The organism is Photobacterium sp. Ph5 (assembly GCF_022129445.1).
Taxonomy (GTDB): Bacteria; Pseudomonadota; Gammaproteobacteria; order Enterobacterales; family Vibrionaceae; genus Photobacterium.
Genome location: NZ_JADQAQ010000066.1, coordinates 1 through 20,747, shown reverse-complemented (window position 1 = coordinate 20,747; position 20,747 = coordinate 1). Strand labels below are relative to the sequence as shown.

Annotated in this window: 20 protein-coding genes; 10 read left to right on the top strand and 10 right to left on the bottom strand. The window is 35.4% G+C overall.

The window, feature by feature from the left end:
* Positions 1-302: 302 nt before the first annotated feature.
* The 5 genes from I3259_RS18270 (at position 303) to I3259_RS18250 (ending at position 3,850) form a co-directional block, all read left to right on the top strand.
* Positions 303-1,286 (top strand): rhodanese-related sulfurtransferase, encoded by a 984-nt coding sequence (locus I3259_RS18270; protein ID WP_238031143.1) that lies wholly within the window; start codon positions 303-305, stop codon positions 1,284-1,286.
* 329 nt (positions 1,287-1,615) lie between these two features.
* The gene (locus I3259_RS18265; protein ID WP_238031142.1) at positions 1,616-2,170 is read left to right on the top strand and encodes a porin family protein; all 555 of its coding nucleotides are present in this window, start codon (positions 1,616-1,618) and stop codon (positions 2,168-2,170) included.
* Between the two features lie 138 nt (positions 2,171-2,308).
* Positions 2,309-2,569 (top strand): helix-turn-helix domain-containing protein, encoded by a 261-nt coding sequence (locus tag I3259_RS18260; RefSeq protein ID WP_107235344.1) that lies wholly within the window; start codon positions 2,309-2,311, stop codon positions 2,567-2,569.
* A 2-nt stretch (positions 2,570-2,571) separates the two neighbouring features.
* A complete protein-coding gene (locus I3259_RS18255; protein WP_238031141.1) occupies positions 2,572-2,877 on the top strand; it encodes a HipA N-terminal domain-containing protein in 306 nt (101 codons plus the stop codon).
* Positions 2,878-2,926: 49 nt separating this feature from the next.
* On the top strand, positions 2,927-3,850 hold the full coding sequence (locus I3259_RS18250) for a HipA domain-containing protein (protein WP_238031140.1): 924 nt from the start codon (positions 2,927-2,929) through the stop codon (positions 3,848-3,850).
* Positions 3,851-3,922: 72 nt separating this feature from the next.
* Here I3259_RS18250 and I3259_RS18245 read toward each other — a convergent pair whose 3' ends face one another.
* On the bottom strand, positions 3,923-5,014 hold the full coding sequence (locus I3259_RS18245) for an alkene reductase (protein WP_238031139.1): 1,092 nt from the start codon (positions 5,012-5,014) through the stop codon (positions 3,923-3,925).
* A gap of 10 nt (positions 5,015-5,024) precedes the next feature.
* The gene (locus I3259_RS18240; RefSeq protein WP_238031138.1) at positions 5,025-5,651 is read right to left on the bottom strand and encodes a GrxB family glutaredoxin; all 627 of its coding nucleotides are present in this window, start codon (positions 5,649-5,651) and stop codon (positions 5,025-5,027) included.
* Positions 5,652-5,777: 126 nt separating this feature from the next.
* On the opposite strand from I3259_RS18240, the gene I3259_RS18235 reads away from it, so the two are divergent.
* Together I3259_RS18235 and I3259_RS18230 are read left to right on the top strand one after the other, a co-directional pair.
* On the top strand, positions 5,778-6,716 hold the full coding sequence (locus I3259_RS18235; RefSeq protein WP_238031137.1) for a LysR family transcriptional regulator: 939 nt from the start codon (positions 5,778-5,780) through the stop codon (positions 6,714-6,716).
* 226 nt (positions 6,717-6,942) lie between these two features.
* The gene (locus I3259_RS18230; RefSeq protein WP_238031136.1) at positions 6,943-7,563 is read left to right on the top strand and encodes a hypothetical protein; all 621 of its coding nucleotides are present in this window, start codon (positions 6,943-6,945) and stop codon (positions 7,561-7,563) included.
* 336 nt (positions 7,564-7,899) lie between these two features.
* Here I3259_RS18230 and I3259_RS18225 read toward each other — a convergent pair whose 3' ends face one another.
* The 8 genes from I3259_RS18225 to I3259_RS18190 form a co-directional block, all read right to left on the bottom strand.
* Positions 7,900-8,091, bottom strand: coding sequence for a hypothetical protein (locus tag I3259_RS18225; RefSeq protein WP_238031135.1), 192 nt, complete (start codon positions 8,089-8,091; stop codon positions 7,900-7,902).
* 256 nt (positions 8,092-8,347) lie between these two features.
* A complete protein-coding gene (locus I3259_RS18220) occupies positions 8,348-8,488 on the bottom strand; it encodes a hypothetical protein (protein ID WP_173425626.1) in 141 nt (46 codons plus the stop codon).
* 806 nt (positions 8,489-9,294) lie between these two features.
* Positions 9,295-9,723, bottom strand: coding sequence for a hypothetical protein (locus I3259_RS18215; protein WP_238031134.1), 429 nt, complete (start codon positions 9,721-9,723; stop codon positions 9,295-9,297).
* Positions 9,716-9,955, bottom strand: coding sequence for a hypothetical protein (locus tag I3259_RS18210; RefSeq protein WP_238031133.1), 240 nt, complete (start codon positions 9,953-9,955; stop codon positions 9,716-9,718). Before I3259_RS18210 ends, I3259_RS18215 begins: the two co-directional genes overlap by 8 nt.
* Before the next feature lie 52 nt (positions 9,956-10,007).
* Positions 10,008-11,888 (bottom strand): hypothetical protein, encoded by a 1,881-nt coding sequence (locus I3259_RS18205; RefSeq protein ID WP_238031132.1) that lies wholly within the window; start codon positions 11,886-11,888, stop codon positions 10,008-10,010.
* Positions 11,885-14,032 carry a hypothetical protein gene (locus tag I3259_RS18200; RefSeq protein ID WP_238031131.1) on the bottom strand — a complete coding sequence of 716 codons (2,148 nt, stop codon included), beginning with the start codon at positions 14,030-14,032 and terminating at the stop codon, positions 11,885-11,887. Before I3259_RS18200 ends, I3259_RS18205 begins: the two co-directional genes overlap by 4 nt.
* Positions 14,032-15,234, bottom strand: coding sequence for a hypothetical protein (locus I3259_RS18195; RefSeq protein ID WP_238031130.1), 1,203 nt, complete (start codon positions 15,232-15,234; stop codon positions 14,032-14,034). The genes I3259_RS18200 and I3259_RS18195 overlap by 1 nt, the downstream gene beginning before the upstream one ends.
* A 285-nt stretch (positions 15,235-15,519) precedes the next feature.
* Positions 15,520-16,341, bottom strand: a complete 822-nt coding sequence (locus tag I3259_RS18190; RefSeq protein WP_238031129.1) for an NlpC/P60 family protein — start codon at positions 16,339-16,341, stop codon at positions 15,520-15,522.
* 903 nt (positions 16,342-17,244) lie between these two features.
* On the opposite strand from I3259_RS18190, the gene I3259_RS18185 reads away from it, so the two are divergent.
* The 3 genes from I3259_RS18185 to I3259_RS18175 all read left to right on the top strand — a co-directional run.
* A complete protein-coding gene (locus I3259_RS18185) occupies positions 17,245-18,135 on the top strand; it encodes a fructose bisphosphate aldolase (protein ID WP_346015708.1) in 891 nt (296 codons plus the stop codon).
* A gap of 471 nt (positions 18,136-18,606) precedes the next feature.
* Positions 18,607-19,749 carry a cyclopropane fatty acyl phospholipid synthase gene (gene cfa, locus I3259_RS18180; protein ID WP_238031127.1) on the top strand — a complete coding sequence of 381 codons (1,143 nt, stop codon included), beginning with the start codon at positions 18,607-18,609 and terminating at the stop codon, positions 19,747-19,749.
* Positions 19,750-19,811: 62 nt separating this feature from the next.
* A partial coding sequence (locus I3259_RS18175) for a patatin family protein (RefSeq protein WP_238031126.1) occupies positions 19,812-20,747 on the top strand: 936 nt, incomplete at its 3' end.

Below are 20,747 nucleotides of genomic sequence, written 5' to 3'. Positions count from 1 at the left end.
ACGATTATATTGGTTAACCTCTAAAACTGTGGCCAGTATTTATTGACCACTACAAATAGGGCATATACCTCTGCGTGTATGTCCTTTTTTATGTTTTAAACAATAGTACCATTAGCGTTATAAGTCCTTTGGTATTAACTCCTTCCTTTAAAGCCACACAATAATTATTGATATATATCCCTGATTTTAGTTGGTTTTTGTCACACACCGACTTAGCTATACTGCGCAAGTTTTAAACTCACTATTATAAATAGAATACATAAAGCACTGGATTTACGCTCCAGCTCGCAGAAGGAAAAAACATGTCTCAATACGTTGTATGTGCGCTGTATAAATTTGTCGCATTAGATAACTACCAAGATATTCGCCAACCATTAACTGAATTGCTCGAAGCTAATCACATTCGTGGCACATTGCTTCTTGCAAGTGAAGGGATCAATGGCACCGTAGCAGGTAAACGAGAATCTATTGATGCGTTACTTGCCTGGTTTAAACAAGATCCGCGCTTAGCTGACGTTGTTTATAAAGAATCATTTAATGCAGAGCAGCCATTTAATCGCACCAAAGTAAAACTGAAGAAAGAAATCGTTACCATGGGTGTAGAGGGGATCGATCCTCGCCACGTAGTGGGAACCTATGTAAAACCAAAAGAGTGGAATGCCCTGATTTCTGATCCTGATGTTGTACTGGTTGATACCCGTAACGATTACGAAGTCGATATTGGTACATTCAAAAATGCCGTAAACCCAAATACAGAAACCTTCCGCGAGTTCCCGCAATACGTAAAAGAAAACCTCGATCCTAATAAACACAAAAAGGTTGCTATGTTCTGTACTGGCGGTATCCGTTGTGAAAAATCAACCGCATACATGAAAGAGCAAGGGTTTGAAGAAGTCTATCACCTTGAAGGCGGCATTCTTAAATACCTTGAAGAAGTCCCACAAGAAGAAAGTATGTGGGAAGGTGACTGCTATGTGTTTGATGGGCGAGTTGCAGTAAATCACCAACTAGAAAAAAGTGATTACGATGTGTGTAATGCCTGTCGATTACCAATCACACAAGAAGAGCAATTATCAGAGCATTTTGAAAAGGGTGTAAGTTGTCCAAAATGTATTGATAAACACAGCGATGAGCAAAAAGCCCGTTTCCGTGAACGTGAAAAACAAGTGCAGTTAGCGAATGCGCGTGGCGAAACTCATGTCGGTGGTGATGCAGCTCAACTGATAGAGAACCGTAAAAAAGCCAAACTGGCCCATAAAGAGCAGCAACGTGCGGCTAAAAAGTAAGATACAAACAATTTAAATAGTACAAACACAAAGGAATAGGTAGCCATGCTTATTCCTTTTTTATAACTCAGCTTATGTGTTGATATTTAACCCACCATTGCATACACATAGCCAATCCAAACCTAGCTAGATATTCTTCAGGCAAATACAAAGTGTACGCCGTTCAGTTTCCATTCATAATCTATTCATATACTTGCCGACCTAAATAAATAGTGTCGCTCAAATAGTAGATAATCCGTCTGCTTTTACTTATTCATATAATTATAAAAAACATATAAATATCAATAAATAAGCTTATAGCGTAAGCCTATTTACTGATAGGAGATAACATGCGATTAAAAACAGCTTTCACTTTATTATCACTCACTTTATTATCACTCACTTTGCTATCTCAAACTGCAGTAGCGAACGAGAATATCATTGGTGGATCTATTGGCTATGGTACCCAAGATTTTAATTTAAAATACGACGCCAATGATGGCGATACCGTGGCATTTGATATCTATTACCGTCATATGCTTAGCGATTACATGGGGGTAGAAGCCGGTTATACCCGAAGCTACGATGGTATTTTTAGCGACTTTACCAGCTTGCTATCATCTGCTGATGTATCGTCATACGGTGGACCACGTTTGTCACTTTACGGGCAATATCCATTAAGTCATGGCAATGCATTGTACGCAAAAGTGGGTGTTGCTTATCACGATGTAGATTACAAAATGAATAACGTAAAACACAATGAAAGTAAGGTTGGTGCCGATCTGCAAGTGGGTTGGGAAAAACGCTTCCACAACGGAATGGGTATCAATGTAGGTTACCAGTTTGCTGACAGCTCAATTTTAACTATGAACAATTTCTATGTCGGCACAAGCTACCGTTTTTAATCGTCTTTCCTAGCTATAATTATTAGCCGCTATAGGGGATAATATTGTAATATCCTTTATAGCGGATAAATTGAAAATATCCGCTACAAGGGATATACTTTAAATATCCTTTATAGCGGATAATTTAAAGTGGGAACCATGCAAATCACATCAGCTAAAATGCTCGCCAATGCCGTGCGAGACCAACGTAAAGCCCAAAGCAGAACCCAAAGTGATACAGCTAAACTAGTGGGGATTAAACAAACCACCGTATCTGCGTTTGAAAATAACCCAGAAAGTACCAAGCTAGAAACGCTTTTTAAATTACTCGCCGCGTTAGATCTAGAACTTCATGTTCAACCGCGTAACACAAACAACGAGCCACATACCACACAACAGAAATGGAATGAGGAGTGGTAAACATGGATGTGTTAACGGTTGCAATGAATGGGATCTTAGTCGGCAGCTTAACCAAAGCAAGCTCTGGTGCGATATCGTTTCAATATGATCCATCATGGTTATCACGGCCTGGTGCCCGTGCGATCTCACTTTCTATGCCGTTACGCCACGATGCTTATCATGGTGATATTCCTTACAACTTCTTCGATAACTTATTGCCTGATAACGAAGAAATTCGCAGCCGTATTCAGTCTCGTTTTCAAGCAGCCACTAAACAAAATAGGTGGCGATTGTGTTGGTGCTATTCAGCTTTATTCACCACAACATAGCCTACAGGATATCAGGCAAATACAAGCAGAGCCCTTAACAGAATCTCGAATGGCGCAGGTATTACGAGGTTACCAAAGTGATGCGCCACTCGGCATGCTAGATGATATGGACGATTTTCGTATCTCTATTGCAGGCGCACAGGAAAAAACGGGCCTGTTATGGTATCAAAATCAGTGGAATTTACCGTTAGGTTCGACCCCAACCAGCCATATTCTGAAATTGCCAATCGGGATCTTACCGCATAAAAACATAGACTTAAGCGATAGCTGTGAAAACGAATGGCTATGTTTAAAAGTCGCGGCAGCATTTGGCTTTGAAGTGAACGATGCCACCATCATCAATGTTGAAGATGTAAAAGCATTGGCGTTAACGCGCTTTGATCGTCGATGGTCGCAAGACGGCAGTTGGCTAATGCGTTTACCCCAAGAAGACATGTGCCAAGCATTAGCTGTTGCGCCGGCATTAAAATATGAATCAGACGGTGGGCCTAACATTGCCAGTATCATGCAATTTCTATTAGGTTCACGAACATCAACCCAAGATCGAGAAGTGTTTTTCAAAGCACAAATCTTGTTTTGGTTGTTAGCTGCCATTGATGGACACGGTAAAAACTTCAGCTTATTTCTAGAACCTGAAAGCCGTTACAGCATGACACCACTATACGACATCATTTCTGCTTATCCTTTAATGGACTCAAACAGTATTCCAAAACAGAAAGCAAAAATGGCGATGGCATTAACGGGCACCAAGAAATATTACAAATGGCAAACCATTCAGCCTCGCCATTTTTTAAGTACAGCCAAAGCGGTCGGATTTTCGACTCAACGTGCTAATGAATTAATGACTGAAATGAAGAACCAAGCGCCAAGTGCGATAGAAAAAGTCCGACAGCAATTACCCAACAATTTTCCTACTGATATTAGTGAATCGATATTTAATGGGGTATTAAAGCAAGCAGGGCGATTGGTATAAAAGCCAAGTATAAACAAGGCATGAGCAAATAACTCATGCCTTAATACTTATGCCTTCAGAATTAGGGCTTACTTAGCCAAGAGTAGGATAGTCGGTATAACCGTGATAATTACCGCCAAATAGCGTCGCACCATCCAGATCTGCTAAAGGTTGTTGGTGCTGTAGGCGTGAGACAAAATCAGGGTTAGCCACAAACGGACGACCAAACGCTACCAAATCTGCATAGCCTTTATTAAGCACTTCATCCGCACGCGCTTGCGTATAACTACCTGCAACAATAATCGTATTAGTGAAATACTTACGCAGATCAATTCTAAACTGCTCGGGGATCACAGGCGCATCATCCCAATCCGCTTCTGATAAATGCAGGTAACCAATGTCACGGGCTTGAAGTTGTTTTGCTGCCTCTAAAATAGTCGGCACAATATCAGGGCAATTCATATCTTTGAAAGTGATGAAGGGCGCAAGTCGAACACCCACTTTGTTGGCACCAATGATATTACTCACAGCATCAACAACTTCTAGTAAGAAACGAATACGGTTAACTCTAGTGACACCGTAACTATCCGTACGGTGGTTAGAGTTAGTCCGTAAGAACTGATCGATAAGATAGCCATTACCGCCGTGAATTTCGACACCATCGAATCCCGCATCAATGGCGCGTTTTGCAGCATAAGCAAAATCTGCGATAACCCGATCAATATCTGCTTGTGTCATAGCTCTTGGTTCAACACAATCGACCATGTTGCCATTGCCTTGTTCATCCGCTATCCACACCTTGGTTTCAACAGGTTTAAGTGCAGATGGCGCAATCGGCTTCTCACCATTTTGAAACACTGGATGAGATACACGACCTACATGCCATAGCTGACAAAACATCGCCGCGCCATTTTTATGTACCGCTTGTGTTACTGAATTCCAACCCGCTACTTGCTCATCGGTATAAACACCAGGCGTAAACGAATAGCCTTGCGAATCATCAGAAATCTGCGTCGCTTCAGAGATAATTAATCCTGCGCTGGCACGTTGTTGGTAATAACTCGCCATCATCGTGTTTGGAATATTACCCGGTTGGCTACTACGAGCACGTGTCATCGGTGCCATAACAATACGGTTTTGTAAATTCAGACCGTTAAGCTGTGTTGATTCAAAAAGCTTGCTCATTATCGACACCTTATTTAAGTAGTGGTACGTGGGTTTTAACGCTGACCGATTCCATCCAATCTTTTACTGTTTTCTCCCAATTAATCTCAGGAGCACTAAAGAACCCACGTAAAATAGAGAACATAATCGCGCCATCAATCAAATGAACAGGTTGGCTCGTTTCTAACTGCAAGATCGTTTTTGCTTCCTCAATTAGTGATTCAACGTCATTTACGATGTTCGGTGTATCTTCCAGCAACACATCAAAATTCAATTCATCTGATTCTTTCTTGGCTCGCCAAGCTTGTCGGGCAGAAACCGTTTCAAATTCAGGTAACGCCATGTTTGACCAACGTGGATAACCGATTTTTTGTAATGGAAGAAACGCTGCTTTTTGCCAATCAAACACAGACGTAGAGATCTCAATTGTCTCGCTAGATTGCGCTAACTCAATGAAATACTGAATAATATCTAAGCTTTCTGCTAAAGCTTCGCCATCATCTTTAATCAAAAGAGGCACTTGCTTAGTACCGATGAGCGCATTCGTTGTTTTATCATCATAAGCAATACAAGTTACCGTCAGTGGGATATTTAACATTCCAGCCACATAACGGACGCGAGCACTAAAAGGGCAATGTTCATAAATATAAAGCTTCATCGTTATTTCCTATCTAGCTATTTTTGTTTTGATGGCGTCAGTATATTCATTGAATAGAATTTGATAATTGGGGTAAATTTAAAAAGATTATTCGGCTGAGCTGAACAATAAACAAAAGGAAAGGGCATGGATAAGTTTTCTGATATGACGTTATTTATCAGTATCGTTAAAAATCAAGGCATGGCCGCAGCAGGCAGAGAGTTAGGTTTATCACCTGCAACAGTAACAGCTAGGCTGCAAGCATTAGAAGATCGCTACGGTGTTAAGCTACTTAATCGCAGTACTAGGCATATCTCTTTAACTGAATCTGGTGCGCTGTATCATCAAGCCTGTTTGGAAATCACCGATAGCGTAAAAGAGACAGAAAACTTACTTCAAACCGGTAGCCAAGAAGTACGAGGGACGCTAAAGATCTCGGCGCCACGAGACATAGGCAAACAATACATCTCACCCATCATCTCGGCATTTTGCGAACGATACCCAGACGTAGTGCCGTACTTGTATTTAGACGATAAGCTCACCAACTTAGCAGAATCGGGGATTGATATTGTGATCCGTTATGGTGAACTGGCAGACAGTAACCTTATCTCTCGTAAACTGGCAGCTAGCAGACGAGTGTTATGTGCAACGCCTGAATACTTAGCAAACAAAGGTACGCCCGTAACACCGCAAGATCTCGCCGATCACGATTGTTTAGCCATGATCCGCAGTAATGAAGAATTAAAAACATGGCACTTTACAGACGACAACCAACAAACAGTGATAACCCTAGTACCGAAACGCTTTTCAGATGATGGTGAAGTGATCCGCCAGTGGGCATTAGATGGAGCAGGCATTGCGTTAAAGTCGATATTAGATATTAAGCACGACAGACAAGAGCAACGATTAGTAACAGTGCTTGATGGTTACATGAAGAACTTCAATGCATCGACATCTTCAGCTAGTGCCGACCTAAACGTGATTTACCAAAGCCGCCAGTATCAACCCAAACGGCTTCGATTGTTTATAGAGTTCTTGTTAGAGCGATTTGGTGAAATGTCGCAAAGTGGGATTCAAGAATGGTGATCTTGTTAATGAACAAGATATAAGGTTGTCTCCGAAACAAATACTGACAGGGTACGCACTTTTGGAGACTGGAGCAGACCACGACAGAAGAACGCAACGAGAGATAATTAAAGTTGCTCGATTACTTAAAAACATACCAAGAAGTAAAATGAATAAAAATGATATAAAATCAGTAATCTAAATTTAAAAACTCTTGTTAAGAAAAACTAAAAATAAAGAGAGAAAGATGGAAAAAGAAGCTGAATCGACTGCATTGGATGATATGGAAAATAGTATCGTAACAATGTTTATCAATAGTGCAATTAGAGAAGGAATTATTATCACTGAAGGACTTACTGAAGAAGAAGTAAGAACTGCTGCAAGAAAGTACCTAGAAGAATGCCTTGAAACCGATTTCGAAATTGTAATGACAATTTATCACAAAGATACATTGTTAAATGAAGCTAGAAATTATGCATCTAAAAATAATGAAGAATTATCAATTGTTATGTATGCCACTTGGTGGGAGCACTGGATAAACGGATTAATAGAAATAAAAACACGTGAAAAAAACCTTACAAAAAAAGAGTATAAACAATTAATTTCGTCAATCAACAATAATGCAAAAACATCATGGTTATTAAAACTAATTGATTTACCACCTTTTGATAAAGATCATCTAAATATCATGGGTAAACTAGCTGAAAAACGTAACAGTTTCATACATTATAAATATCCTTTTTTGAATGAAGCTGATGATGATAGTCTAGATAACTTTTTTAAAGAGGTTGAAAAATCAATAACTTACTTCATTAGCTATGAGAGTGAGAACATAGATAAAGATAAAAAATACATAGAAAAATGGTAATACGCTAGCTAACCATCAAACTCAATAATTAAGATCTGCCATTGCAAATGCATAAGTAGATCTTAAACTTTTCACCGTATTACTAGACGGTGATGCATAAGCCGATATCGCCCCCAGACCAAAAAAACGAACCTTTGATCAATATATCTACGACTATCAATACATTCTAACTATGAAAAGCAACTGCACCCCAAAAGAACGAAGAGTAGCTTTTTATAAAGGTGGTTATTTTGATATTTAATTAAGAGGGCCTACGCTTTACGGGTATCGGCAAGGATGGACAAGCCGAAAACTCAATTGTCGATTAGTTAGCTATAAGCTTTCAGAATAGTAGAACTAACCATCTATATTCTCATCAACCAATTCAACTTGATTTGGTATCAGCCAAAGGATTGAGATAAAAACAATAAACGTCACAGATGTTGTTAACAACGGATTTTGGATATGGCTATTAATCACTGAGTATAACGTTGCAGAAAAGAATGCCAGTGTTAATCCAGTAATTTTTCTACGGCGGTTTGATACCATAAGTGCTGCACATTTCACGCAGCGATATTGAGTAGTGTATTTGCTAAATAACAAATAGCTAAGTGAAATAGCTAAGTGAAATAGGAGAGTGACAGTTAGGGCATTGATGCTTAGCCATAAAGATTCCTAAGTGTTGTGTTTGTCGTGTAATCCAACTTAAACTTTACCAAGTTAGCTCATCTATTTATAAACATTTACACAAAGCAAGGTTAATGCTGGAGACCATCTCACATAATGATGAATCGCCATGTATCGATTAAAACTTGTTTTCACTGTTGTATTTGTTAGTGATTTTGAAGTCATTAAGGTCTAAGTCTTCTAAAAACTCAAAACCATGATGCTCATGGTAATACCAAGCAGCAAAGCCAATGATCGCGAGTACAATTAATTTCTTCATACAATCCTTTGTTTTGTTAACGGTTAAACCAACAACGGCAATCCATGCCGTGTATACAAGGAAAATAATATACAAAACAATAACGCTGTGATTGCAGTATCAAATGGTCGATCTGTGTATTAAGCAAACGAATAACACTGAAACAGATTCAAATACCAATACAAGTTGTGATGATCGTTATGGTTAAGACGAGAAGCGTGATAATGATTTCGAATACAGCAACGTGATAAACTTTGGCGATTGAGATGGTTGAGATTCAAATAGTTGAAATTTAAACATCAGTAACAGCATGATTTAAGTTCGTCTAAAAACATCTGTGATTTGAATCTTTAAAGCGAAGATATGATGATCGTTAAACACGCCGTTTAAAATAGGTTCAGACTAAACATAGTCGTTTTTAAGGCAAATACGCTTACTTTGGGATCTACACCTTCGATGCGCATTATGTACCTTATGTTAAATAGGATATATAGATTATTATCTGCCACCTAATCCCAACCATGGTGTCACATGTATTGCTCTACTCTTCTGATTTATTGATAGTTTTTATTTGTTACAGGGTCATTTAACAGTATTGCGTATTTACCATAAACACCTCTGCATAGCTGTTTAGAACAAACTGTAGAAACCCCTTATGTAGACTGGCTTCAACACCTTTTCTACACATTTACCATAATTGCTATTTCACATAAAATACCTAATATTCCTTTATAATTTTAAGTAAAAACCTATAACTAATTAAATTACAATGACTTAACTTCAATCCTTTCAGTGCGTCATTTAGATTTAATAAGTTATAGAATATTCTACATATCATTAGAAAAAAGCTGACTAACAGCCTGTGAACCGACTTTCGATTCATCACTTTTAAGTCGATGAAGCTCTAGGGTTAACTCAGCAACTTGTGTGGCTAACATTTCCATTGAATGCTTAAAGTTATTACGTTGTTCTTTAGTCTTTCCATGCTGTTTACGTTCATCGCGTAATTGTTTACGTAATTGTTTAATCTTATTTAGTTGTAATTCAGATTGTTCAGCGTCATTATTGGCGCGTGTAACTTTAGCTTGCTGTATTTCTGTTAGTAAATCAGGATATTTTTTGGAAATGAGTCCATTACCTTTTCCTGCATGTTTTTCGACAGCACGAACAGAAATACTCTTACCTTGTTCCACAAGGTATATCAATGCGTTACGTAGTTCCGTTTCGGTATCTGTACCATGTTCTTTCTTACTCATATGTGACCTCAATAGTCCTGAAACCAATTTCCTTAGCGTTTCTACATGCTGCATCGATAGTTTTAAATACTCTTGGATTATCACCACTTCGTTGTGCTGTTACGAATACATTATCTGTAACTCTTTTTCCTATTAAGTAGAGGTTGTAACCCTGTTCCATAGCGGCATTGATGACTTTTGCCTCTCTTAATTGTCCAGCATCAAAATGAAGTTTTGCTTCTTTTATTTCCATAAGAAAACCTTAAATCAAAAACAAAATATGATGAATCAAAAACGAAATATGATTATAAAAGTTTTATATCAAATTTAGAAAATTCAATATTATGATCAGCCATTACCTTTTCGGCTGCTCGAATATCAAGAATATAGCGTGAATATTGATTACTACTGTATATGCCTGACTGAATGAGTTTTTTTAAATAATTACTATGTTTTTTATGTCTTTCTTTCCAGCGCAACGCTTCATTTTTATTTATCGATAAACCATCGCAATTATTAGCAACACAACCACTAGGCTCAAATAAATGGCGCATTTTACATTCTTCTTTTGAAAAACAACGACCATAACCAGTGCTTCTAGATGCGGTTAACGAATCAGATTGAAGTGAATTAAATTGTTCTTCTGTATAAATTTGGGGTTCTTCTTTTCCCAACACCTTGTCTTTAAATCCACCTGTATTTGTTGATTCAATAGATAATGTTTCCTTTAAATATTCTGAATCATAATCCATCTTTGCATTGTCAATTTCTTTCATTAAAGATTTGTCTTTCTCCATATTTAATAACGTTAAAACCTCGTTATCTTTACAGTAAATACCTGTCATACCAATATAAATATGTTTGAACTGCTGTTTAATCGAACTAATTGAGGATGTTCCTGAGCCTACGGCAAAAAAAGCAAAAGTCCGTCTAAATGTATGGTTGCTAAAATGCCACCATAATGTACCGTCAGCATTTTCTTTTATTGGATAAACTGATTCTGATGTTGATTTATTAAATTTATGATAAGAGTCCAACCATTCTGGTTCTACTTTCCACTTTAATTCCTTACTTAGTAGTTGTATTAGACTACGAAGATTACTCGTATTCAGCGTGGTATAAGATACTTTATCTTTAATATTTTCAATATTTCCATTACCATTCCCATAATTATAACGCTCTATGCTATTGGGTTTTCCATACTCATGCTTCCTATCCCAGATATCAAAGATTATATTAATAGCTTTTTCGCATATTGAGGAACAACACCAAATATCAGTTCGTGGAATCCCATTTTCTAATTTAATTGTTTTGGTTGTTAATGTATAAAAATGGATGCCATCAAATTCAATATCTGAAAAAGAATCAGGCTGGATATTAGCAACTTCTGAAACACGCATTCCACTAAACGCCATTAATGTTGCGTAACCAATAGCTGTTAATTTTCGTTTCAAAGCATTTGCTTCGTAATGAGTAACGTTGTTCTCGGTTGAAAATTTAACCATATCCCTAAGCTCAAATCTTCGATCATGCCATGTTTCAATTTCTTTTATAAAATAATCATAAAGACCATTCATTACTTCTGGAATAATGACTGGATGACTGCCCCCTTTACTTTTATCAGATAACTCTTTTGCTAATTTACTTCTTTCAAAATTTGGAAAATAAATTCTATCTTTTTTATCTAAATATTTATTCGCTTCGGTCAACCATCTAAGCGAAGTTAATTTACTCTCTAAAGTTAATTGAGAATATCCTTTCTCTTTTAAATTTTGGCAGAAAGTATCAAATATCATCTCATGTTGTAATTGCGTTAATGACACAGCAATGTCTTTTAATAAATTAGCGCAAGAAGATATATTACGTACATTTGAGCATGTTACCGAGATAGTAACATTCTTTCTATCTCCAAGGTATGAATCTATATTAGGAAACAAGATAAGATAAACTCTTTTCTTGATATCATCTTTGAATTTATCAGGTATTTTATTAAATACCATTTTCATTCTGGTTTTATGAATATTGGATAAGTCATATATGGAAAAATCCCATACATCGTCCGAAAACAAAACATCTTCAAGTGTGCCATCTTTTAATTTTCTTTTACATATAATCGTTGATTCTCTTGGTGGATATTCTGCACTTGGGACTAAGTTATATTGTGATTCATCAACCATTAATTTCATAATGATACTCCCATAATATCCGCAATTGAATATTCATCATCCCATTGTGGATGCAACTTACCTTTAATTATCTTTTTCATTGCAAGTTCAACATTACGTGAAGTTAACCTATCTAATAACCGATCAATACTAATCATGATATCACCGTAGTTTTTAATAAAATGCTTCAAAGAACAATGGTGTTGGATAGAATTATTAAGTTGCTCTCTAAATGAGAGTAAACACCATATATCTTCAACATCATCAATCACTCCAAAATTGCTGCAATCAAAACACTCAATGATATAGCCACAAGAAATATTTTCTAAATCACTTTCAGTAAGTAAGTTATGTTTATTAAGTGATTTCTTAAATGCTTTTGTCTGCTTATTTTCCTCGCCCTTACATACTCCACCTTGAGTTGTTTTACAGGTATCATTGCTATTTGTGAATTTATTTTCATATTCAGTGACATCAACAATAGGAATATTCATTATTTGGCTTGTCGTATTAATTCCTAATTCAATATTACCTCCATTACGTACCGTTGATTCTAGCGTCACTGCACTTTTTGCTGCTTCAATCTGATTAACCTTTTTATTTCCTCTTGAATACTTGTTCGCCTGATGAACTTTAAGCGTATGATTACCAACACTAATTGAGGTTTTTTCACCTAATTCTCTATTTGAGCGACTTAATGATGAAGCACGAATACGTTGAAGTCTAAATGTAAAACTTGGATCTTTTTTCTTTAATGCTGCTAATTTTTCATCTATTCTAATAAGCTTGTCTTGATATAAAGTTAACATTCTACCTTCGGCTTGACTTATTTCTTCATCTTCTGTTAATAAAGGAAACAATAATGGTTCATTTTTTTTATACCTATTATTTATATTCTGTATATATGGTAAGTATTCCTCCATGAAAAGCTTCCCACTAGTTTTAAAATGAAGACTATAATTATTTACTCTTGATGCTCTATTTTTTATACCATTTACGACATACCAATTTTTTCCTGATGAAATATATGATACTTTTTCTTCGGCAAAGTAAGTGCTAAAAAGTTCAGATGATGTTGCTCCTGTATAAATACATAACATACACAAACAATTGAGAACATATTCATTGTGATCATTAATATCAAAATTACTGTCCAATCTTGACCTTAATAACTTTCTCCTATTATGTAATGCTCTAATTAATGCAAACCACTCTTTTTTGCTATATTCATCTGTAACTAGCTCATTTCCTCCTGCTTTATAATCAAAACCATGACCTTTAGGGATTTTATTTAATCCAAATTTATTAAGAATAGAATTACAGTTTCTTTTTAATTGACTTAATGATGCTCTTTTTAGACCGCCACCTTTTAATACTTCTTTATGAATGTGCTCTAAAAAATGTATCATTGTTTTATTATTTATGGGGTTGCTATTTTTCTCGTAATGAGCGTTAAACTCAAGAAGTCTTCGTATAACACCAAACATTGTATATTTCGTTGAATCACTCCAATCGGAATTTTCAAAAGACTCATAAAGATATTGAGCCAACGTTTCCTTATCTGTAAATTCATAGTTCAACTCGTCAAAGTCATATAACTTTACAGCGTTATTAGAATTCCTCCACTGAACTGCTCTATTTCCATTTCTTATATAAGTAACATTATCCGTTATTTTTAATTCTTCATTAGATATTTTTGTTCTATCAAGTCTTGATTTATTGTTTTTCTTTTTATCATTCACAACATTATTAACGTTAATGTAAATGGAGTCAGGCTTAATCTTACCATTACGCTGAAGATTGCAATTCAAGATACCAACTCGTTTATTTACTGTTAATGTATTAATTTCATCAACACTATATAGTTTAAGAATATTTAATAATTTTCTTAATTCTGACCGATAAACTTTTGCAGATATCTGACTTTCCATGTCATCAAATTCCTTCATAAGCTTTTTTATATTAGCCACATCAAAAACTTGTCCATCGTCAGGTTTTAAAGCAATTAACTTTTGTATTTGCCTGATTATAGCGTTTGTTCCATTAATATTACTCAGACAATAATTCCCAATAATATTTATATGATTTTCTGAAATGAATCCTGAAAATTCAGTATTAATATTACGCTCTTTTATAGCTGACCCTGACTTATATTTTACTATCATTAATCTAACACTCCTTGTTTAAGGGCTTCACTTACGAGATCTTCCATCATTGCAGTGTGCTGGACAATTGCGGGGTTCAGTTCCCAATGCTCCAAATATAAATCTGTTGTTGTAGATTTAGTATGCCCCATTTCTTGCTGTAAAATGGCTCTTATTTGATGAAATGAAAGTTTATTTACCTTTGATAATGATTCAACTTTAGCCACTCCAAATGTCGCCCTTAAATCATAATACTTATGTCTAAAGTTAATATCACCTTTCTTCCTTATCTCTCTACTTAAATTACACCATTGTTGTGTGAGGTCTTGAGTAGTATAGGGTTTCCCTGTTCGGTTAATTAAAGCAGGGAAATCCAACTCTCCTATTTCTTCATAGTATTTTTTACATCTAATTCGATAACGTTCTGAGTTATGGTATTGTTCTAATAATTCTGCCAACCACACTGGACAAGATATCTGTCTTTCTATGCCTAATTTTGTGTTTACTGAAAGTTTAGGTGATATTGTAATTCCCGTTATATTCACGCCTTTAAATCCATCAGGGATGCTAAGGATATCTTTTGGAATGGATATGACTTCTTTATTTCTCATTCCAGTAAATAAAGTAATAAGTATTGCTAGGCGTATCTCTATACAGATAGCAGACCAGAACATAATTATCATACTTAAATGATGGTGACTTATAGGCTTTAGATTTTTATTTCGATTATATGTTTTAATTCTTAGGTTAGATGTGTGTTTTCCATACATAGACGTTTCTAATGTAAATGGCAGTCCAAACTCACGATCTATATAGCCGTGTCGATAGCAAAACAAATAGAACTCTTTAATATAACCCATGTATGCGTTTGCAGTAGTATCAGAAATATTCCCAAGGTCTTTATGCTGTTTTAATTTATTTCTAAATAATATAGGGGGATAATTATCTGAACTACAATGAGCATAATCATTCCAAGATAATTGAGGGTTTACAGCTAAGAAATTAAAGTATTTTAATAGAGCTTTAGAACGTTGATCTGTACAACGCTCTTTTGCTGCATGACTAAGAAGATATGCATTTACCTCAAATACAGGCTCAAAGTTATCTTGGTCAAATAACAGTAATGTTGATGGACGATATAAACTTTTAGCCATGCGATATGATGTCGGACTGACTTCAACATCACCAATCCTAAATCTATCAGTTTTTACCAATTTATACATACTGATAACCCATATTTAACATTCATTATAGGTTAGCATTGATTCTACACTTTTACCATTTATTTAGATTAAGGGTGTTCTAAACATATAAAGATAAATTTAATATAGGGGTGCATAAAATAGGTAATTACCATTAATAATTCTTGTTCTGCGAACGCTATGCATTCTTGAACAAGGATTATTTGGAATTACCGAAAAACAAAACAGCCTCAAACTCCATAAGAATTTGAGGCTGTTTTAATATTAGCGATAAATTAAATTATTTTTCGTTATGCGATTTCATTTTCAATCAACTAATCGACGTATTTGCCATAACCGTTTACGCCAATATGGATGATTAATATTGGATATAGCAACACCACGAGAACTAGTCGCATTCACAAAGCGCCCATGATCTAAATAAATACCAACATGGTGATGCCAGCCTCCGGTTTTAAAAAATACAAGATCGCCATAATGGAGATTTTCTTTTCTCACTTTATAGCCAAGCTTTACTTGCTGTAATGTTGTTCTTGGTAAATAGATATGAAACACCTCAGAAAACACTCGACGTACAAATGCCGAACAATCTATACCGTGACGTGTGTTACCACCATATCGATACGGTGTATGTGCCCAATGTGAGTATGAATGCCAGATCTTGGAACGCCATTTTTCTGAGAGTTTGAAATGCGCTAATTCAGACCAAAATGATTTGTGGTGTACGTAATGCCCTTTCAAGGTGTAATAATCAACAGGTATTTTGTGCTTCTTTATACTTTCGTGATGCCTTGAATGACTCAGATGATGTGCATAACGTGACTTATGATACACATGATGCTCTTTATTATGATGTGCTAAATGTACATGGTGCGTTTCATGTTTCGCACTGTGTATTGGCGTTTTTGTATGTTTATATTCAATGCCATGGCTATGATGGTGAGTCACAACATGATGATGAGAGCTTGAATGATGGTGTTGTGTTGTTGAATGATGTTTTTCATGAAGTTGAACGTGATCTTCAGAATGCGTATGTGCTGAAGCTGTTATCGGTAAAGCGATTAAGGATAATAGTAAGGTCTTTTTTATTTTAGCTTTTAATGTGTTTTTCAGGCGATACGAAGACATGAGTGCTGCCGCTATGTTTTTTATCGTCTACTAATATGTTCACTTATTATTGCAATATAATAAGTAACATATTGATTTTGGTCGATAGTAAATATTGTGACTTTAATTCTATAGAGAATAGACCTTTCTAAAAACAGAGATATGATATTACTAACTTTTTATTTTTGAAACATATGCTACTAGTCATCATTATGAATAAAAACTGTTACGTTTAAGCATGGATCTGCGTTTATTTAGAACGATATGCTGCTATTTATCACACTAAGATTCACCATGTGAATGATTGGTGTTTTCAATAAAACATATTGATTACTGTTTTATTTTTATGTTTTTTATTGATTTTTAAAATCATAGAAAAAAATCATCAATTAGTATTCAATTAGCACAATTAATATCACTTGCTATTACATAGCGGGACTTCTAGCGTATTATCTTGGCATCCATTTGGTATACCTATCACTTCATCGTTGACGCTTTTCTGATCTCTAACTTTTTACTTTCAATTTTCTACATGCCTTTTGTATTTTTAAAAGATAAATCATATTGATTGCAATTAAGAATTAATACATCACTGCCCTATTAATGCATCATTTTAACATTAACAAATTCAGCTAAATTGTATATTTGCGCGAAATATTGCTATGAAAACCGGTGTAATATTCAAGTTATTCTATATAAAAGTGATATTGAAAAAGCGTAAAAACATATTGATGTTAAATGATCCCCCTACGGCTCATATTGCTTGAATACACCGTGACTGTTTTTAGCTTTTTTTTGTCAAAGATTAAACATACAGCAATAAAATGATTCGTTATAGTGTGTAACAAGTTAGAAAGATAATAAACGTGTAGAAACGCTGAAGCATGTGGCATTGAATCACAAGCAGCCCCAGGGGGAATTATGATGACATTTTCAAAACAACTAGAAAAAATGCGTACTCAAGATGGTTTCATTGCAGCACTTGACCAAAGTGGCGGCAGCACACCTAAAGCATTAAAAGCTTATGGTATTAATGAATCAGACTACAATAATGACGAACAAATGTATGATCTTGTTCATGCCATGCGCTCTCGTATTATTACAAGCCCTGTCTTTACTAGTGATCGTATTATCGGTGCTATTTTATTTGAAAATACGTTAGACCGTGAAATTGAGGGCAAACCAACTTCACAATATTTATGGGAAGAAAAAGGTGTTATTCCTTTTTTAAAAGTCGATAAAGGCTTAGAAGATAAAGCTAATGGCGTGCAATTAATGAAACCAATGCCTGAGCTAGATCAACTCTTAGCTAAAGCAAAAGCTAAAGATGTTTTCGGCACTAAAATGCGCTCTGTGATTTGGGAAGCCAATGAACAAGGTATTAGAGATGTTGTTGCACAGCAAATTCTATTTGCTCAACAAATTATCAATGCTGGTTTAGTGCCTATTATTGAACCTGAAGTGAGCATTGATAGCCCAGAAAAAGCACAAGCTGAAATTATATTAAATCGTGAGCTATTGTCTCAATTAGACGATTTACAATCTAATCATTACGTTATGCTGAAACTGACACTTCCAGAGCAGGCTAATTTATATGCAGATACAATCTCACACCCTAACGTGATTAGAGTGGTTGCTTTATCAGGTGGTTTCCCACTTATGAAAGCCTGTGAAAAGTTATCTGAAAACGACGGTATTATTGCAAGTTTCTCTCGTGTACTTACCGATGATTTATATGCAGATCAGCCTCAAAATGAGTTTGATGCTGCTTTGGCAGAAACAATCGAACCTATTTATCAAGCTTCCCGCACCTAAGTTTGTAAATAAATGACTTAGCTGCTCATGGCTAAGTTATGTTGGAATTAATTACTGCCACGGCGATCAACATGTTTGATCGCCGTTTTTTTGATCGTTATTAATCACGATCTACTTATGCTTTATGCAATAATAGATTCTGATTTACTTCCTTATTTAATTTTATTCCTTTTAATATCACATCATCATAGTTAATAGTTTACTTTTCATGACTGTATTTAGTTTTTTTGTGTCTTTAACTCTAAATACAGAAAAAATTTTCTGCGATATAATACTTCTAACTTAAGAACGATTCGTATTTTAGCGTATATCGGTTTAATTCAAAATGATGTTTAGTAAAACTGAATAGCTCTTTCATGTATTTTAAATTTTATAAAAATAGATGTTTGTTACTATGCCTCCGAATTCAAACATTAGTGATATACATTAAGAAAAATCATTAGATATTATCAATAATAATCAGGGTCTGTTATGCCGAATAAAGAACTTTTCTCTAATCTTTTAAATCAAGCTGACATTAAAATTAATGGTGACCGTCCGTGGGATATTATCGTTAATGACGATAAACTTTTCGATAATATTTTATCTCAAGGAACCATTGCTTTTGGTGAAGGATATATGGATCACCTATGGGATTGTCAGAGAATTGATATTTTAATAAGTAAGTTATTACGTGCAAATATTGAAGAAAAACTTTCAGGTACGGATAAGTTTAAAATAGCCGCTAAAATTGGCGTATCTAAAATAAAAAATTTGATTAACCATCAATCTGTATCTCGTGTAAAAGAAGATGTACCTTTCCATTATGATATTGGTAACGATTTATATACTAATATGCTAGATGATCGCATGGCTTATACTTGTGCATATTGGAAAGGTGCAAAGAATTTAAATGAAGCCCAAGAAAATAAAATGGAATTAATTTGTCGTAAACTGGATTTAAAACCAGGTATGCGCTTATTAGACATTGGTTGTGGTTGGTCTAGCTTTATGAACTATGCTGCTGAAAAGTATGGTGTTATTTGTGACGGCTTAACATTATCGCAAGAGCAAATGAAACTAGGTCAAAAAATTGCAGATAACAAAGGTCTACCCGTAAGAATTATTTTAGAAGATTACCGTGAATATCAACCTGTTCAACAATATGATCGCATTGTTTCTATTGGCATGATAGAGCACGTAGGTCCTGAAAATTATACCGAGTTTTTTAATTGTGCTAATCGATTCTTAAAAGATGATGGTATTTTCCTTTTACATACTATTGGTAGTCCAGTATCAGTGACTCACACTGACCCATGGATTAATAAATATATCTTCCCTAATGGTGTTGTTCCATCTATCGCACAATTAAGCAGCGCGCTTGAAGGAAAGATGAATATTGAAGATGTTCATAACTTTGGTCCAGATTATGATCTGACATTAATGGCATGGTGTGAAAACTTTGAACGTAACTGGCATAAAATATCTGATCAATATAACGACCGTTTCTATCGTATGTGGCGTTATTATCTATTAAGTTGTGCTGGTGCATTTAGAAGCCGTGATTTAAACCTATTACAATTTTCACTAACAAAAAATGGTTGTGAATTACCTTTACATGTTCGTGCTGCGTAAACAATTACCGATAATTTATTGGGTTAAATTATCGGTATTTTTTAACTTAGATGGATTTAACCATGACTGGAAAACATATCTCATATTGCCGTAATAATTTCGAAGCTCTATGTGCCACCAAAACAAATATTTCAGATATCGCACTCGTTACTGAAGGTGGCGGACAACGTGGTATTTTTACGGCAGGTGTATTAGATGCGTTTCTTGATCACGATTTTAATCCATTTTCGTTATTAATTGGCACTTCTGCTGGATCTTTAAACCTTGCTTCATATATTTGTGAGCAAAAGAAACATGCTTATCGTGTCATCACTGAAATTACCACAAAAAAGAAGTTTTTTAGTTATGCCAAATTGTTTTCAAACCGTGGTGGTATGGATCTAGATTGGTTATTAGAACAAACTCAAACCACATTAAAATTAGACTGGGAGACCGGTCGTCGCAACATGCAAAATAAAACCGTTCTTGCTAGCGCCTCAGGTATTGATCACCACCAAGCAGGTTTTTTTGACTTAAATTCCGACTGCTGGGATCAACGTCTAAAAGCCTCTTGTGCTATTCCTGTTCTAAACCGCCAACCTATTTATTCCGATAATCATTATTGGGTTGATGGTGGGTTAAATGCACCGATTCCTGCTAAAGAAGCATATAACCGTGGTTTTAAAAATATTGTCGTAATTCGTACCAATCCTATTGGCCTCAACGCAAATCATGAATGGTTGCATAAAGTAAAGCTGGGATTATCAAAAACCAAAGCCGCAACATTGATTGATATGCTGTTATTACACGAGAAAAGCTATAGTGAGAGTGAACATTTTATTGCTAATCCACCGGATGATGTGAATATCTATGAAATATTCCCTCATAAATCACTGAAATCAAAACTGATTGGTAGTGATCTTACGTCATTAAATCACGATTATGAACATGGTAAACATATGGGAATGTATGGTCCGCCCCGTTATTGCAACTACAATATTAGTAATAACAGAGTTAGT